The sequence below is a fragment of the Streptomyces viridiviolaceus genome, assembly GCF_014650995.1.
Taxonomy (GTDB): Bacteria; Actinomycetota; Actinomycetes; order Streptomycetales; family Streptomycetaceae; genus Streptomyces; species Streptomyces viridiviolaceus.
In genome coordinates this window covers 54,935-69,729 of sequence record NZ_BMWA01000005.1, presented here as the reverse complement: position 1 = coordinate 69,729, position 14,795 = coordinate 54,935, and the positions used below count along the sequence as shown (strand labels likewise).

The 14,795-nt window shown below is 72.9% G+C and carries 17 protein-coding genes; 9 read left to right on the top strand and 8 right to left on the bottom strand.

All coding sequences use genetic code 11. The features are described from left to right. Positions 1–32 precede the first annotated feature (32 nt). Positions 33–605 carry a helix-turn-helix domain-containing protein gene (locus IE260_RS08100; RefSeq protein ID WP_189869796.1) on the bottom strand — a complete coding sequence of 191 codons (573 nt, stop codon included), beginning with the start codon at positions 603–605 and terminating at the stop codon, positions 33–35. 97 nt (positions 606–702) lie between these two features. Here IE260_RS08100 and IE260_RS08095 point away from each other — a divergent pair, with 97 nt between their 5' ends. Continuing rightward, a complete protein-coding gene (locus IE260_RS08095) occupies positions 703–1,560 on the top strand; it encodes a DMT family transporter (protein WP_189869795.1) in 858 nt (285 codons plus the stop codon). A gap of 1 nt (position 1,561) precedes the next feature. On the opposite strand, the gene IE260_RS08090 is transcribed toward IE260_RS08095, so the two are convergent. After that, positions 1,562–2,326, bottom strand: a complete 765-nt coding sequence (locus IE260_RS08090) for an acyltransferase (RefSeq protein WP_189869794.1) — start codon at positions 2,324–2,326, stop codon at positions 1,562–1,564. A 107-nt stretch (positions 2,327–2,433) separates the two neighbouring features. Between IE260_RS08090 and IE260_RS08085 the strand changes: the two genes are divergently transcribed. Then, positions 2,434–2,961, top strand: a complete 528-nt coding sequence (locus tag IE260_RS08085; RefSeq protein ID WP_189870041.1) for a gamma carbonic anhydrase family protein — start codon at positions 2,434–2,436, stop codon at positions 2,959–2,961. 74 nt (positions 2,962–3,035) lie between these two features. On the opposite strand, the gene IE260_RS08080 is transcribed toward IE260_RS08085, so the two are convergent. Both IE260_RS08080 and IE260_RS08075 read right to left on the bottom strand, forming a co-directional pair. After that, the gene (locus tag IE260_RS08080; protein WP_189870040.1) at positions 3,036–3,671 is read right to left on the bottom strand and encodes a DedA family protein; all 636 of its coding nucleotides are present in this window, start codon (positions 3,669–3,671) and stop codon (positions 3,036–3,038) included. A 122-nt stretch (positions 3,672–3,793) separates the two neighbouring features. Then, positions 3,794–4,231: a DUF4442 domain-containing protein gene (locus IE260_RS08075; RefSeq protein WP_189870039.1), complete on the bottom strand. Its 438-nt coding sequence runs from the start codon at positions 4,229–4,231 to the stop codon at positions 3,794–3,796. A gap of 85 nt (positions 4,232–4,316) precedes the next feature. Between IE260_RS08075 and IE260_RS08070 the strand changes: the two genes are divergently transcribed. From IE260_RS08070 to IE260_RS08060, 3 genes are all read left to right on the top strand, one after another. Further along, the gene (locus tag IE260_RS08070) at positions 4,317–5,252 is read left to right on the top strand and encodes a DUF8017 domain-containing protein (protein ID WP_189869793.1); all 936 of its coding nucleotides are present in this window, start codon (positions 4,317–4,319) and stop codon (positions 5,250–5,252) included. Positions 5,253–5,350: 98 nt separating this feature from the next. Beyond that, positions 5,351–6,379 carry a DUF8017 domain-containing protein gene (locus IE260_RS08065; protein WP_189869792.1) on the top strand — a complete coding sequence of 343 codons (1,029 nt, stop codon included), beginning with the start codon at positions 5,351–5,353 and terminating at the stop codon, positions 6,377–6,379. Between the two features lie 84 nt (positions 6,380–6,463). Further along, the gene (locus tag IE260_RS08060; RefSeq protein ID WP_189870038.1) at positions 6,464–7,750 is read left to right on the top strand and encodes an MFS transporter; all 1,287 of its coding nucleotides are present in this window, start codon (positions 6,464–6,466) and stop codon (positions 7,748–7,750) included. On the opposite strand, the gene IE260_RS08055 is transcribed toward IE260_RS08060, so the two are convergent. The 3 genes from IE260_RS08055 to IE260_RS08045 form a co-directional block, all read right to left on the bottom strand. Beyond that, a complete protein-coding gene (locus tag IE260_RS08055) occupies positions 7,712–8,557 on the bottom strand; it encodes a spermidine synthase (protein WP_189869791.1) in 846 nt (281 codons plus the stop codon). The two genes, IE260_RS08060 and IE260_RS08055, sit on opposite strands and share 39 nt — an antisense overlap. A 118-nt stretch (positions 8,558–8,675) precedes the next feature. Continuing rightward, positions 8,676–9,845, bottom strand: coding sequence for an elongation factor Tu (gene tuf, locus IE260_RS08050; RefSeq protein WP_189869790.1), 1,170 nt, complete (start codon positions 9,843–9,845; stop codon positions 8,676–8,678). Between the two features lie 259 nt (positions 9,846–10,104). Then, positions 10,105–10,827, bottom strand: a complete 723-nt coding sequence (locus IE260_RS08045; RefSeq protein WP_189869789.1) for a DNA alkylation repair protein — start codon at positions 10,825–10,827, stop codon at positions 10,105–10,107. A 49-nt stretch (positions 10,828–10,876) separates the two neighbouring features. Between IE260_RS08045 and IE260_RS08040 the strand changes: the two genes are divergently transcribed. Beyond that, positions 10,877–11,659 (top strand): TVP38/TMEM64 family protein, encoded by a 783-nt coding sequence (locus tag IE260_RS08040; protein WP_189869788.1) that lies wholly within the window; start codon positions 10,877–10,879, stop codon positions 11,657–11,659. A gap of 7 nt (positions 11,660–11,666) precedes the next feature. On the opposite strand, the gene IE260_RS08035 is transcribed toward IE260_RS08040, so the two are convergent. Next, positions 11,667–12,845 (bottom strand): thiolase family protein, encoded by a 1,179-nt coding sequence (locus IE260_RS08035; protein ID WP_189869787.1) that lies wholly within the window; start codon positions 12,843–12,845, stop codon positions 11,667–11,669. Positions 12,846–13,001: 156 nt separating this feature from the next. On the opposite strand from IE260_RS08035, the gene IE260_RS08030 reads away from it, so the two are divergent. From IE260_RS08030 to IE260_RS08020, 3 genes are all read left to right on the top strand, one after another. Beyond that, positions 13,002–13,475, top strand: a complete 474-nt coding sequence (locus IE260_RS08030; protein ID WP_189869786.1) for a winged helix-turn-helix transcriptional regulator — start codon at positions 13,002–13,004, stop codon at positions 13,473–13,475. Positions 13,476–13,613: 138 nt separating this feature from the next. Further along, positions 13,614–14,489: an undecaprenyl-diphosphate phosphatase gene (locus IE260_RS08025; protein ID WP_189869785.1), complete on the top strand. Its 876-nt coding sequence runs from the start codon at positions 13,614–13,616 to the stop codon at positions 14,487–14,489. Between the two features lie 62 nt (positions 14,490–14,551). After that, positions 14,552–14,731, top strand: a complete 180-nt coding sequence (locus IE260_RS08020) for a hypothetical protein (protein ID WP_188183490.1) — start codon at positions 14,552–14,554, stop codon at positions 14,729–14,731. Positions 14,732–14,795: the final 64 nt, after the last annotated feature.

Genomic DNA, 14,795 nt, shown 5'->3' with positions numbered 1-14,795 from the left:
AACAACACCGGGCGACCCTGTGGACGGCCGTCTCAGCGGACGGGCGGCACCGAGACCGCCATGATCATCTCCATCGGTTCGTCGCCGTCGTTGCCGTACGTGTGCGGGGTGGCCGCCTCGAAGGAGGCGCTCGCGCCGGCCGGGACGCGGTGCGCCACGCCGTCGACGGTGAGCGTGAGTTCCCCGGTCCTCACATGGACCAGTTCGACCGTGCCGGCGGGGTGCGGATCGGACGGGCTGCTCTCGCCCGGCATCAGCCGCCAGTCCCACATCTCCAGCGGCCCGGGGGCCTCGGTGCCGGCCAGCAGCCGGTTGTAGCTGCCGGCGTCGGTGTGCCAGAGCCGCACCGCCTGTTCGGCGGGGACGATGCGGACCGCAGGGCCCTGTTCGTAGTCGAGCAGGGTGGTGATGCTGACGCCCAGCGCGTCGCCGATCTTGACGACCGTGCCGAGGCTGGGGTTGGTCCGGGCCTGTTCGATCTGGATGAGCATGCCGCGGCTGACGCCTGCCCGCGCGGCGAGCGTGTCCAGGGTGAATCCGCGCTCGGTGCGCCAGCGTTTGACGTTGCGCGCCAGGGACTGGGTCAGCAGGTCGAGGTCCGACACATTCCGTCCAATATTCTAGATGGCGCAGTGCAGTCTGTTGAACTATGGTCGACTGCACCTGATCGTTCACTGAACTGTACTGCGAGGCGACCGGACCATGACACCGCTCTTCGCCCTGGCCACCAGTCTCCTGTGGGGCCTGGCCGACTTCGGCGGCGGGATGCTGACCCGTCGCACGCCCGCGCTCACCGTGGTCGTCGTCTCGCAGTCGATCGCGGTCGTCGTGCTGGGCGCGATCGTGGCCGTCACCGGCGCCTGGAGCGAGGCGTCACCGCACCTGTGGTTCGCCGTCGCCGCCGGTCTGGTCGGGCCGGTGGCGATGCTCGCCTTCTACAAGGCGCTCGCCCTCGGTCCGATGGGCGTCGTCTCGCCGCTCGGCGCCCTCGGCGTGGCCGTCCCGGTCACCGTGGGACTCGCGCTGGGCGAGCGGCCGGGACTGCCGCAGTTCGCCGGCATCCTGGTCGCCGTCGCCGGGGTCGTGCTCGCCGGCGGCCCGCAGTTGCGCGGCGCCCCCGTCCAGCGGCAGGCCGTGGCCCTCACGCTGGTGGCCGCCTTCGGTTTCGGCGCGGTCATGGCCCTGATCGCCGAGGCATCGACCACCCTCACCGGCCTCTTTCTCGCCCTGTTCGTCCAGCGTGTCACCAACGTCGCCGTCGGCGGCCTCGCGCTGTGGCTGTCCGTCCGGCGCGGCGCCCCCGCGCTCGCCCCCGGCGGCTTCCCCTGGCGCCTGCTGCCCGCGCTCGCGTTCGTCGGTCTCGCCGACGTCGCCGCGAACGGTACGTACTCCCTCGCCGCCCGGCACGGCCCGGTCACGGTGGCCGCGGTGCTCGCCTCGCTCTACCCGGTGGTGACCGCGCTGGCCGCCCGCGGGTTGCTCGGCGAACGCCTGCGCGGCGTGCAGGCGGCGGGCGCCGGGCTCGCCCTGGTGGGCACGCTGCTGCTGGCGGCCGGCTGAGTCAGGACTCGGCCTCCACCTGGGCCAGCCGTTCCACCGCCTCCTCGTCCAGCTCCGACAGCCGCAGCAGCTGCTCCGGCGTGACCCCGTCCGGTATCGGCACCGGCGCCGGGGTGCGCAGCGGCGGCTGCCAGCCCTCGGCGGGGGTCCAGCGCCGGACGACCCGGGCGGGCGCGCCGGCCACCACGGCGTGGTCGGGCACCGAGCCCCGTACCACCGCGCCCGCGGCCACCACCACGTTCCGCCCTATGCGCGCGCCCGGCAGGATCACGGCCCCGGTGCCGATCCAGCAGCCGGAGCCGATCGACACCGGCTCCATCCGGGGCCACTGCTTGCCGATGGGCTCGTGCGGATCGTCGTAGGAGTGGTTGGTCGACGTGACGTAGACGTACGGCCCGAAGTAGCAGTCACTGCCGATCGTGACGGTCGTGTCCGCGATGACGTGGCTGCCGCGGCCCAGGACGACCCCGTCGCCGATGCGCAGGATCGGGTCCGGGCCGAGGTCGAGGTCGGGCATCAGCCCGGCGGTCAGCGTGACCTGCTCGCCGATGATGCAGTGGGCGCCCAGGTGGATCCAGGGCTCGCCGAAGACCGTGCCGAGCGGGAAGGCCAGCCGGGTTCCGGTGCCCAGCGCGCCGAAGCGGAAGCGTCCGGGGTTCGCGGCCGTGACGGAACCGGTGCGCTGCACCCAGGCCCAGCCCGCGTGGACGGCCCGCTGCGCGAGGCGGCTCCGCCAGGACGAGAACGTGTTCTTGCGCTTCGGCACCCGCACACCGTACTCAGCACGCGCGGCGGGGAAGTCGCCGGAGTGCTGTGATCTTCACCCCACCGGGTGGCGTACGGTGCCCTGTATCACCTGACCAGGAGGCGATGATGACGCACAGGGCGCTGATCACGGGCATCGGCGGCAAGGACCCGAAGGTGGACCCGGATGCCTTCGTGGCGCCGACGTCCTCGGTCATCGGGGACGTGACGCTGCACGCGGGTGCGAGCGTCTGGTACGGGGCGGTGCTGCGCGGCGACGTCGAGCGGATCACCGTCGGCGCGAGCAGCAACGTGCAGGACAACTGCACGCTCCACGCGGACCCGGGGTTCCCCGTCACGGTGGGCGAGCGCGTCTCCATCGGGCACAACGCCGTGGTGCACGGCGCGACCGTCGAGGACGACTGCCTGATCGGCATGGGCGCCACGGTCCTCAACGGCGCGGTGATCGGCGCCGGATCGCTGGTCGCCGCCCAGGCACTCGTCCCCCAGGGCATGCGGGTGCCGCCCGGCTCGCTGGTCGCGGGTGTGCCGGCCAAGGTCAGGCGGGAACTGACGGAGGAGGAGCGTCAGGGGGTCACGCTCAACGGGACGATGTACGCGGAGCTGGCGAGGGCGCACCGCGAGGTGCACGGGTAGCTCCGCGGTCGAACGGTCGGGGGCTGCGGGCGCTACCCCGGCCGCGGCTGGTCGCGCCCCCGCCGGGGACGCCTCTAGTCGCCGGCAGGGACCGGTTCCGTCTCCGGCCGTGCCCTCGACGCCCTGCGCTTGACGATCACCATCGAGGCGACGCCGATGCCGACCGCCGCCACCAGCCCCAGCCAGGAGAACCGCTTCAGCCAGGACTCGGCGACGACACCGACGTAGTAGATGACGGCGGTGGTGCCGCCCGCCCAGACGATGCCGCCGAGGACGTTGGCGATCAGGAACTTCCAGTACGGCATCCGCAGCACGCCGGCGAGCGGACCCGCGAAGATGCGCAGCAACGCGACGAAGCGGCCGAAGAACACGGCCCACATGCCCCACTTCTGGAAGGACCGCTCGGCGGTGGCGATGTGCCCCTCGCTGAAGTGCTTGGGGAACTTCCGCCCCAGCCAGGCCAGCAGGGGCCGTCCGCCCTTGCGTCCGATGGCGTATCCGATGGAGTCGCCGATCACCGCGCCCGCGCTGGCGGTGGCGCCCAGGATCACCGGGTCGATGCCGCCGTGCTGGGACGACAGCAGCGCCGCCGAGACCAGGATGATCTCGCCGGGCAACGGGATGCCCAGGCTCTCCAGACCGATGACCAGTCCGACCACGACGTAGACGGCCACCGCGGGCACCGTGTCGAGCCACTCCTGGACGTGCAACGCCAGACCCTCCGCATTCGCTTCCCGGGTGCGCGCGTGGCGCACCCGGGAAGCCTACCCGGTCGGGGAAGCGCGCCCGCGTCCCCCGGGTCGCGCCGTCGCGGGCACGGGGACGGCGCGGCTCAGCCGTTGGGGCGCAGGGTCCACATGACGGTCATCTCCCCCGTGACCGCGCCGTCCTCCCGCTGGATGGCGACGCTCACCGGGAACTCCGGCCGCTTGCCCTCGTCCAGCTCGGCGACGACCTCGGCGATCGGGCGGCCGAGGGTCGCGGTGGCCGTGACGGGACCCAGCGCGATCTTCTTGAACGCGATCTCGGCGGTGACCGGCAGCGGCACGGCACGGGAGAGCTGGTCGCCGAAGGCGGCCAGGACGATCGCGCCGCTGGCCGACTCGCCCAGCGTGAACATGGCTCCGGCGTGCGGTCCGCCGACGTGGTTGCGGTACTCGCTCTGGTCCGGGAGGGCCAGGACGGCCTTCTCCGGGGTGGTCTCCCGGTACTCGAGGTTCAGGGTCCGCACCATCGGCACCGTGGCGGCGAGCATCTCGCCGATCGACATCTGGTCTGCGCTCATGGCGGAAGGTTACCCATGAGTAGCATCCGAGGGCCAGGTGCCCGCGACGATCTCCGTATGCTTGCCGCCCATGCGGCCAGGAGAGCAGTCACCCACCGGGGGTCCGAACCCGGGACAGACCGACCCGTACCGGCAGCCCGGCCCGTACGCCGGGCAGCAGCAGCCCGCCCCCTGGAACGCCCCCACGGTCACCGGGCCGCCGCCGGCCGGCGGCGGCCCGGGGCCCCGCCGCACGAAGGCGGTGGCGATCGTCGCCGCCGCGGCCGTCGTGGTCGCCGCCGCCGTCACCGGTGTCGTCCTGCTGGGCGGCGGCGAGGCCGACCGGGCCGAACCCGGCCCCGCCCCGGCCTCCGGCTCCACCTCCGCGTCCCCTGCCGACGACCCGCGCAACGGGGACGACGACCTGAAGCCGACCGTCGACGGCTGGAACGTGGTGGCCAACCCGGACCTCGGCATCGCCTTCGACGTACCGGCCGCCTGGACGCGGCAGTCGCCGGACTGGGTCACCTACGTCGCCGAGGACGACGACCCCGAGGAGAAGCCCCTGGTCGCCATGAAGGCCCCTGCCGTCCTGGAGGAGCGGTGGTGCGGCTCGGACGACGACCGGGACGGCTCGGTCGACCACACACCACTGGCGTCCGTGGGCACGCGCGGCAACGACGGTGCGCACGACACCGAGGAGATCGCCCGGTCGGACTCGGCGCAGTGGGCCTACGGGGCCTATGCCCAGCCTGCCCGCGACAAGGTCTCGACGGGCCCGGTGACCTCCTTCACCACCGCGTCCGGGGTGACGGGCAGCCTGGCCACCTCGCGGTCCTCCGGTGTCGTGAAGAAGGGCACGTGCGACGGGGACGGCAAGGCCACGACGTTCGCCTTCGAGTCCGCCGACGGCGACCTCGTCTCCTGGTCGTTCTTCGGCGCCGCGGGCGTCGACGACGAGGTCCCGGACGCGACGGTCCGGAAAATCCTCGGCACCGTCAGGGAGTACGTGCCGGCGGACTCCTGAGGGAACGTGCGTTCCGACTTCCGTGCCCTGACTTCGGTACGTCCCTGACAAGGCCCGGTGACCGAATCGTGTCCTGGGCGGCACTAGGGTTGCTGCCCATGTGGCCAGGACAGCAGCCGCCCGGGGGCGAGCAGAACCCGCAGACGAACAACCCGTACCAGCAGCCGGGGTACCAGCAGCCGAATCCGTACCAGCAGCCCGGATACCAGCAGACGGGCCCCTACGGACAGCAGCCGCAGTGGGGGGCTCCCCAGCCCGCGGGCGCGCCCGCACCGCCCCAGGGCGGCGGGGGCGGCGGCAACCGGACGAAGCTGGTCGCCGTCGTGGCGGCGCTCGCCGTGGTCGTGGCCGCCGGTGTCACCGGGTTCCTGGTGCTCGGCGGCGACAAGGACGACACGGCGGACGACGGCAAGAGCAAGAAGCCGACGGCGACCGCTTCCACGGACGACAAGTCCGACGCGCCGACCACCGACCCGAGCGAGTCCGGTTCCGGGGACAATCCCCGGGGCGACGGCGAGTTGAAGGCGACCGTCCCTGGCTGGAAGGTCGTCGCCAACCCGCGCTTCGGCACCATGTTCGACGTACCTCCCGAGTGGGAGATCGAGAACACCGACACCAGCGTCGGCTTCGAGTGGGAGGAGAAGGACGGCAAGATGGACCGCACGACCGTCACCGCTCCGGCCTACCTCAAGTCCAAGTGGTGCACGAGCGACGAGAACAAGGACGGCCGCGAGGAGGACACCGCCCTCGCCACGGCCGGCACCCGCGGTGAGAGCGGCGCCAAGGACGCGGACATGGCGGCCGAGACCCGCGTGCCGTGGTGGATCTTCGGCGGCTACACGCAGCCGGACAAGAAGAGCGTGAAGTACGGCAAGCCCAAGCCCTACAAGACGGCCTCCGGCATCGAGGGCAGCGTCGCCACGGCGTACTCCCAGGGCACACCCCAGAAGGGCAAGTGCGACAGCGAGGGCAAGGCCATCACCTTCGCGTTCAAGAACGGCGCCGGCGACTTCGTCACCTGGAACCTGTACGGCGCCAAGGGCGTCGACGACGAGATCCCGGAGGCGACGGTCCAGAAGATCCTGAGCACCGTGCGCCTCACGGAAGCCCCTCCGACGGAGTCCTGAGGCCGGGAGGCGCGGGCGGGCACCCCATCGCATTTGGCAAGTCGGTCCCGCCGCGGCGATAGTCTCGAGGTGCTGTCTTCGCCCATGTCCCGCCGGCGCCCCGCCTGGGCGGGCCGCAACTACTCCCTGCTGACCGCCGCCGCCGTGATCACGAGCCTCGGCAGCAACGGTGCGCTGATCGCCGCCGCGTTCGCCGTGCTGGAGGCCGGCGGCGACGGCGGCGACGTCGGTCTGGTGGCCGCCGCCCGCACGCTGCCGCTGGTGCTGTTCCTGCTGATCGGCGGCGCCGTGGCGGACCGGCTCCCGCGGCATCGGGTGATGGTCGCGGCCAACGCCCTCAACTGCCTCTCGCAGGGCGCGTTCGCCGTGCTCGTGCTCGCCGGCGAGCCGCAGCTGTGGCAGATGATGCTGCTGACCGCGCTCGGCGGCACCGGCCAGGCGTTCTTCAGTCCGGCGGCCGAGGGCATGCTGATGTCCTCGGTCCAGGGCGAACAGGCCGGCCGTGCCTTCGCGGTGTTCCGGATGGCGATGCAGGGCGCCGGACTGGGCGGCGCGGCCCTCGGCGGCGCGATGGTCGCCGCGGCCGGACCGGGCTGGGTGCTCGCGGCGGACGCGGCGGCGTTCGCGGTCGCCGGGGCCCTGCGTGCCTTCCTCGACGTGGGTCACATCCCGCCACGGGCGCCGGGCGGCGGCCTGCTCGCCGACCTGCGGGACGGCTGGCGGGAGTTCGCCGGCCGGCCGTGGCTGTGGGGCATCGTCGTGCAGTTCTCCGTCGCCAACGCGGTCGTCGGCGCCGCCGACGCGGTCTACGGTCCGCTCGTCGCCCGCGATCACCTGGGCGGGGCGGGGCCCTGGGGACTCGCCCTGGGCTTCTTCGGGGCGGGCACGGTCGTCGGCGCCCTGCTGATGACCCGGTGGAAGCCGCGCCGCCTGCTGCTCGCCGGCACCCTGTGCGTCTTCCCGCTGGCCCTGCCGTCCGCCGCGCTCGCCGTGCCGGTGCCGGCCGCGGCGCTGTGCGCGGTGATGTTCCTGACCGGGGTGACGCTGGAGATCTTCGGCGTCTCCTGGATGACCGCGCTGCACCAGGAGATACCGGAGGACAAGCTCTCGCGGGTCTCGGCCTACGACTGGTTCGGCTCCGTCGCGCTGGTGCCGCTGGCGACGGCACTGGCCGGACCGGCGGAGGTCGCCTTCGGGCGGACGGCGTCCCTGTGGGGCTGCGCCGCGCTGGTGGTCCTGGTCACGGCGGCGGTGCTGTGCGTGCCGGACGTGCGGAACCTGCGCCGCCGGACGACGCCCGTGGCGCGGGGCGTCCCTGACGGCGCCGACGGCTCAGCCGATGCCGAACGACCCGTCGGGGGGCTCGGGTGACGGTACGGCGTCCTCGTCCCGCACCGGCCGGGCGGCGCCGATGAAGTCCCGCAGGGCCGGCCCGTGTTCGACCCGCGCCGGGAAGGCGTCGGCGGCCGCGCGCCGGGCCAGCGCCGCCGTGTCGAGGGGCCGGTGCGAGGCGACGACGACCGCGTTGCCGAAGCGGCGCCCGCGCAGCACCCCCGGCTCGGCGATCAGCACCAGCTCCTCGAAGAGCGTGGCGAACCCGGCGAGCTGCGAGCGCAGGAAGGCGAACGGCGCCGCGTCGGCCAGGTTGGCCAGGTGGACGCCGTCCGCCCGCAGGACGCGCTCGGCCTCTCGTGCGTAGCCGACCGAGGCCAACCCGGCGGGCACGCGGGAGCCGCCGAAGACGTCGGCGACGACGACGTCGGCCGAGTCCGAGGGCGCGTCCGCCAGCCAGGCCCGGGCGTCGGCGGCGTGCGCCTCGATGCCCGCGCCCGCCGGCAGCGGGAGGTGCTCGGCTACCAGCTCCAGCAGACCCCGGTCGGCCTCCACCACGTCCTGCCGGGAGCCGGGCCGGGTCACGGCCAGGTAGCGGGGCAGGGTGAGCGCACCCCCGCCGAGGTGCACCACGTCCAGCGGACGCCCCGGCTCGGCCACGGTGTCCAGCACGTGCCCGAGCCGCCGCGCGTACTCGAACTCCAGATGCGCCGGCTCGTCCAGGTCGACGTAGGACTGCGGCGCCCCGTCGACCGTGAGCAGCCACGCCCGCTTCCGGTCGACGTCCGGCATGAGCTTGGCGGTCCCCTGGTCGGTGACCCGGGTGACGGGTATCGCTTCGTTCACCTCCTCATTGTGCCTGTGTCCAGCCCCCGAAGAGGCGCGGGACTGCGTCGGCATGCGGCTCCGCCGCGCGGGCGCGACCGGCCACGACGCGTCCGCAGTCCCCGCGCACGGACCACGCTCAGGCCACGGACGTGACGGTGCCCGCCCCGACGGTCCGACCGCCCTCGCGGATCGCGAAGCCGAGCCCCGGCTCCAGGGGCACGTCACGTCCGAGTTCGACCGTCATGGTGACCGTGTCGCCCGGCCGGGCGACGGCCGTCTCGCCGAGGTCGATGTCACCGACCACGTCCGCCGTACGGATGTAGAACTGCGGCCGGTACCCGGTGGTCACCGCCGTCGCACGCCCGCCCTCGCGCGCCGAGAGCACGTACACCTGCGCCGAGAAGCGCCTGGCGGGCACGACGCTGCCCGGCGCGGCGACCACGTGCCCGCGGCGCACCGTGTCGCGGGCGACGCCGCGCAGCAGCAGCGCCACGTTGTCCCCGGCCTGCGCCTCCTCCATGGGCTTGCCGAAGGTCTCCAGGCCGGTGACCACCGTCTCCACGGACGCCCCGAGCACCTCGACCCGGTCGCCGACGCGGACTGTGCCCCGCTCGACCGCGCCGGTCACGACGGTGCCCCGGCCGGTGATGGTGAGCACGTTCTCGACCGACAGCAGGAACGGCGCGTCCAGATACCGCTCCGGCATCGGCACGTAGGTGTCCACGGCGTCGAGCAGCGCCTCGACGGACGCCGTCCACCGCGGGTCGCCCTCCAGGGCCTTCAGCCCCGAGACCCGTACGACGGGTACCGTGTCCCCGCCGTACCCGTGGGCGGTGAGCAGTTCGCGGACCTCCAGTTCGACGAGGTCGCTCAGCTCCTCGTCCCCGGCGTCGGCCTTGTTGAGGGCGACGACGATGTGGTCGACGCCCACCTGCCGGGCGAGCAGGACGTGTTCGGCGGTCTGCGGCATGATCCCGTCGAGCGCGGAGACGACGAGGATGGCCCCGTCGAGCTGGGCGGCGCCGGTGACCATGTTCTTGACGTAGTCGGCGTGGCCGGGCATGTCGACGTGCGCGTAGTGCCGGGTGTCGGTCTCGTACTCGACGTGCGCGATGTTGATGGTGATGCCGCGCGCCGCCTCCTCCGGCGCCCGGTCGATGCGGTCGAACGGGACGAACGTGCCGGCGCCGCGCTCGGCGAGGACCTTGGTGATGGCGGCCGTCAGTGTGGTCTTGCCGTGGTCGACGTGACCCATCGTGCCGATGTTGAGATGCGGTTTGGTGCGGACGTACGCCGTCTTGGGCATGGCGATACCTCGAAGCCTCGTGGTGGTGATGGGGACCCCGGGAACTCGCCGACCCTCCCCCTGCGGGGTCCGCCGGACGATCCGGGGAGAGTCAGCTTCGGGCGCCGTCGACGGCGGTCAGGAAGTGGGGAACGGCAGCCTTCGGGGCATCCGCTGCGGCGGATGCGGCGAGGAGGAAGGCGTACCGGAACATGACGCCGATCATTGCCGACGCCTGGTCCCGCGTCGAATGGTTTTCAGCGCACCGGAGTCCGAGCCGTCACGGCCCGATGTTCCGCAGCGCCTCCCGCACGGACAGCGGGGCGAGGGCGTGCCCGTGTTCGGCGACGAAGCCGCGTACGGCGTCCGGGTCGGTCTTGGCGTACTCGCGCAGGCACCAGCCGACGGCCTTGCGGACGAAGAAGCCGCCGTCCTGGGACCGGCGCAGGCAGTAGTCGAAGAGGCGGCCGGTGTCGGTGCGCTCCTTGTAGCGCAGTTGGTGGAGCAGGGCGGCGCGGGCGAGCCACAGGTCGTCGCCGGCGATCCACGCGTCCATGTCGGCCGTGAGCCGCCGGTCGGCGGCGACCAGCGTGCCGACCACGTGCGCGGCGAGCGGGTCGACGGTGTCCCACCAGGGCACGGTGGTCAGCAGGTGCCGGACCACGGGCAGCAGGCCGGAGGAGCAGTGCCGCGCGTGGCGGCACAGGAGGTCGACGGCGAAGTAGTGGTACTCGCGCTCGGGCAACCGCCAGCAGCGCAGCGCGATCGCGGTGCAGTCCGCCTCGTCCGGAGCCGGCGTGCCCTTCAGAACGGCGCGGGACAGGGCGCGGCGCTCGGGGGTGGCCAGGCCGAGGAAGGGGGCGACGTCCTTCATGTAGGCGCGCATGGCGAGGGCCCGCTCGGGGTCCGCCGCGGCCGCGTAGTGGGCGGTGAGCCGCTCCAGGACGGTGTCGGCGAGGGGGCTGCGTGGCGCGTCCGGAGTTCGCGCCGTTGTGACGCTCATGAGACGCACCATACGGCGATCACACACATTTGTCGGTTAGTGTCACCGGATGCTCGATGCCACCACCCGCTCTGGGGGCACCGCCACGGCCTCTCCCCGGGCCACCGCGACGGAACTCGCCGTCGCCGCGGTCACCGCCGCTCCGGCCGCCCCGGCCGGCTTCGCCGCCCGCGTGACGAGAGTGCTGCTCTCGCCGTGGTCCCGGCTGTCGCTGCTCGTCGCCCTGCTGGCCTCGGCCGCGGGGACGGTGCTGCTGTTCGAACCGCAGAAGCTGCTCGTGCACGGCTGGCCGCCGCAGCTCGGCGGAGCCGCGGCGGCGGTGGCGTACGCGGTGGCCTACGGCCTGTGCACCGTCGCGTTCGTGCCCCGCCCGCTGCTGAACCTCGCGGCCGGAGCCCTGTTCGGTTCGCAGTTCGGCCTCGCCTCGGCCCTGGCGGGCACGGTGCTCGGCGCCGGGATCGCCTTCTGCCTCGGCCGGATGCTGGGGCAGGAGGCGCTGCGTCCGCTGCTGCGGGGCAAGTGGCTGAAGGCCGCGGACGGGCAGCTCAGCCGGCACGGATTCCGCTCGATGCTGGCGGCGCGGCTGTTCCCCGGTGTGCCGTTCGCCGCCGCCAACTACTGCGCGGCCGTCTCCCGCATGGGCCTGCTGCCGTTCCTGTGCGCGACGGCCCTCGGGTCGATCCCGAACACCGCCGCCTACGTGGTGGCCGGCGCCCGCGCCTCCGCCCCCACGTCGCCGGCCTTCCTGATCGCGCTGGCCTGCATCGCCCTGCCGGGCCTTGCGGGCGTGGTGGTGGCCTGGCGCAAGCGCCACCGGCTGCGCGGGCGCTGACGGGGCGTCACCGGGGCCGTACGGCTTCCAGGACCATGGCGTTGGCGAGCCCGCCCGCCTCGCACATCGTCTGCAGGGCGTAGCGGGCGCCGCGCTCGCGCATGGCGTGGACGAGTGTCGTCGTCAGCCGGGTGCCGCTGGCGCCGAGGGGGTGGCCCAGCGCGATCGCCCCGCCGTGCACGTTCACCTTGGCGAGGTTGGCGCCGGTCTCCTGCTGCCAGGCCAGGACCACGCTCGCGAACGCCTCGTTGACCTCGAACAGGTCGATGTCGCCGAGGGAGAGCGACGCCCTGCGCAGCACCTTCTCGGTGGCCGGGACGACTCCCGTCAGCATCAGCAGCGGATCGGAGCCGGTCACGGCGAAGCTGTGCAGCCGGGCGAGCGGGCGCAGGCCGAGGCGGGCGGCGGTGTCGCTCGACGTGATCAGCACGGCCGAGGCACCGTCGTTGACCGGGCTGGCGTTGCCCGCGGTGATGTTCCACTCGATCTGCGGGAAGCGTTCGGCGAAGCCCGGGTCGTAGTAGGCGGGCTTGAGGCCGGCGAGGACCTCGGGCGTGCTGGAGGGGCGTACGCACTCGTCCCGCGTGACGCCCTCGAGGGGTGCCACCTCGGCGTCGAACAGGCCGGCGCCCCAGGCGTCGGCGGCCCTGCGGTGCGAGGAGAGGGCGAAGGCGTCCATCCGCTCCCGCGTGATCGACCACTTGGCGGCGATCAGCTCGGCGCTGATGCCCTGCGGGACGAGCCCCTCCGGGTAGCGCTCGGCGATCCCGGGGCCGAAGGGGTCCTTGCCGGCCGGCACGTTCGACCACATCGGTACCCGGCTCATCGACTCGACCCCGCACGCGACGACGAGGTCGTACGCGCCGGAGAGCACGCCCTGGGCGGCGAAGTGCACGGCCTGCTGTGAGGAACCGCACTGGCGGTCGACGGTGGTCGCGGGCACCGACTCGGGGAAGCCCGCCGACAGCAGGGCGTAGCGGGTGGTGTTCATGGCCTGCTCGCCGACCTGGTCGACGGTGCCGCCGATGACGTCGTCGATCAGCGCCGGGTCGACGCCGGAGCGCTCGACGAGGGCGCGCAGGGTGTGCGCGAGGAGCTCCACGGGATGGACGTGCGCGAGGGCGCCGTTCGGCCTGCCCTTGCCGATGGGGGTGCGTACGGCTTCGACGATGACTGCGTCACGCATGGTGCGGGCCTCCTTGGCCGCCGGGACGGTGACCGGTCCACCGCGGCGATTACCGGTGAGTAGGAAATCTGGACTCACCATAACCAGTCGAGTTGGAAAAACAAACCCACTGACGGGGGCGAGTTGGAAATCCGGACCCTCACCTAGACTGGCGCCATGCCCGCCGCCGCCAAGAACCCCCGCCCCTGCTCGATCGCCGACGCGCTGGCCCTGGTCGGCGAGAAGTACTCCCTGCTCGTCCTGCGGGAGGTCTGCCTGGGCAACGGCCGCTTCGACCAGCTGGTGCGCAACACCGGCGCGCCCCGCGACGTCCTGGCCACCCGGCTGCGCCGCCTGGTGGACGCCGGGATCCTGGCGAAGCGGCCCTACAGCGAGCGCCCGCAGCGCTTCGAGTACCGGCCGACCCGGGCGGGGCTGGAACTGGAGCCCGTCCTGATGACCCTCATGGCATGGGGCGACCGGCACCTGCGCGCGGACGGCGACCGGCCCATGGTGATCGAGCACGCCTGCGGCAGCGAGCTGGTCCCGCAGGTCACCTGTCGGTCGTGCGGCGACACCGTCCGCCACGAGGACCTGACCGCCCGCCCGCAGGCCCCGGGCTGGACGGTGACGGGGCCGACGGCGGCCTGACCCGCCCAACCCCTGTGCCGTTCCATTCACCCGGGGGCGCTACGCTGCCCCTCGACACGCTCGACCCTGATCACCGCACGCGGCGGCTCGGTGTGTCCACCGTCCGTTCCACGATCGGCACTTGGACTCCGTAACTTCATGTCTTGGTTTGAATCCCTCATCCTCGGACTCGTCCAGGGGCTGACCGAGTTCCTCCCCGTCTCCTCGAGCGCGCACCTGCGGCTGACCGCGGCGTTCTCCGGCTGGCACGACCCCGGAGCGGCCTTCACGGCGATCACCCAGATCGGCACGGAGGCCGCCGTACTGATCTACTTCCGCAAGGACATCGGGCGGATCATCTCGGCCTGGACCCGTTCGCTCCGGGACAAGACCATGCGCAAGGACCCCGACGCGCGCATGGGCTGGCTGGTGATCGTCGGCTCGATCCCGATCGGCGTGCTCGGCCTGACCCTGAAGGACCAGATCGAGGGGCCGTTCCGCGACCTGCGGGTCACGGCGACCATGCTGATCGTCGTCGGTGTGATCATCGGCGTCGCGGACCGGATGGCCGCGCGGGACGAGACCGGCGGCCGGCACCGCGCGCCCAGGCGCCGCAAGGAACTGCAGGACCTCGGCGTCCGCGACGGCCTGATCTACGGCCTCTGCCAGGCCATGGCCCTCATCCCCGGCGTCTCCCGCTCCGGTGCGACGATCAGCGGTGGCCTGTTCATGGGGTACCGCCGCGAGGCCGCGGCCCGGTACTCCTTCCTGCTCGCGATCCCGGCGGTGCTCGCCTCCGGCCTGTTCGAGCTCAAGGACGCGATGGAGAGCGACCACGTCACCTGGGGGCCGACGATCTTCGCGACGGTCATCGCCTTCGCCACCGGCTACGTGGTCATCGCCTGGTTCATGAAGTTCATCTCGACCAAGAGCTTCATGCCGTTCGTCTGGTACCGGGTCGCGCTCGGCGTGGTCATCATCGCCCTCGTCGCGATGGGCGTGCTGAGCCCGCACGCCGCGGAGTCGGCGGGCTGACGCACGCGGTCCTGTAGCCGTCCGGTAGCGCACTGTCAGTGCTTGCCCCTAGGCTTGTCCGCATGTCCCCCGATTTGGTTACCCCTGGTTCCGTGCGGTCCGCCGCGGAGCTGAACGAGCAGATCCGCGCCCTGTGGCGGCGCGCGGGCGGAACCCTGTCGTCCCAGGAGCGCGCGGAGTACGAACTGCTGGTGGTCGAGTGGGCGGCCGCGATCCGGGGCGAGGTCATCGAGGCCGCCTGACCCGCGGGGGGCCGGAGCGGAGGGCACGGCTCCCGGACGACCGGCCCGCACCACCGCCCCCGAG

Coding starts and splice junctions, on each gene's coding strand:
- IE260_RS08065 (WP_189869792.1), top strand. CDS start 5,351: ATGTGGCCAGGACAGCAGCCGCCCGGGGGCGAGCAGAACCCGCAGACG.
- IE260_RS08040 (WP_189869788.1), top strand. CDS start 10,877: ATGCTCGATGCCACCACCCGCTCTGGGGGCACCGCCACGGCCTCTCCC.
- IE260_RS08035 (WP_189869787.1), bottom strand. CDS start 12,845: ATGCGTGACGCAGTCATCGTCGAAGCCGTACGCACCCCCATCGGCAAG.
- IE260_RS08085 (WP_189870041.1), top strand. CDS start 2,434: ATGACGCACAGGGCGCTGATCACGGGCATCGGCGGCAAGGACCCGAAG.
- tuf (WP_189869790.1), bottom strand. CDS start 9,845: ATGCCCAAGACGGCGTACGTCCGCACCAAACCGCATCTCAACATCGGC.
- IE260_RS08060 (WP_189870038.1), top strand. CDS start 6,464: ATGTCCCGCCGGCGCCCCGCCTGGGCGGGCCGCAACTACTCCCTGCTG.
- IE260_RS08075 (WP_189870039.1), bottom strand. CDS start 4,231: ATGTCGATCGGCGAGATGCTCGCCGCCACGGTGCCGATGGTGCGGACC.
- IE260_RS08070 (WP_189869793.1), top strand. CDS start 4,317: ATGCGGCCAGGAGAGCAGTCACCCACCGGGGGTCCGAACCCGGGACAG.
- IE260_RS08095 (WP_189869795.1), top strand. CDS start 703: ATGACACCGCTCTTCGCCCTGGCCACCAGTCTCCTGTGGGGCCTGGCC.
- IE260_RS08030 (WP_189869786.1), top strand. CDS start 13,002: ATGCCCGCCGCCGCCAAGAACCCCCGCCCCTGCTCGATCGCCGACGCG.
- IE260_RS08020 (WP_188183490.1), top strand. CDS start 14,552: ATGTCCCCCGATTTGGTTACCCCTGGTTCCGTGCGGTCCGCCGCGGAG.
- IE260_RS08045 (WP_189869789.1), bottom strand. CDS start 10,827: ATGAGCGTCACAACGGCGCGAACTCCGGACGCGCCACGCAGCCCCCTC.
- IE260_RS08025 (WP_189869785.1), top strand. CDS start 13,614: ATGTCTTGGTTTGAATCCCTCATCCTCGGACTCGTCCAGGGGCTGACC.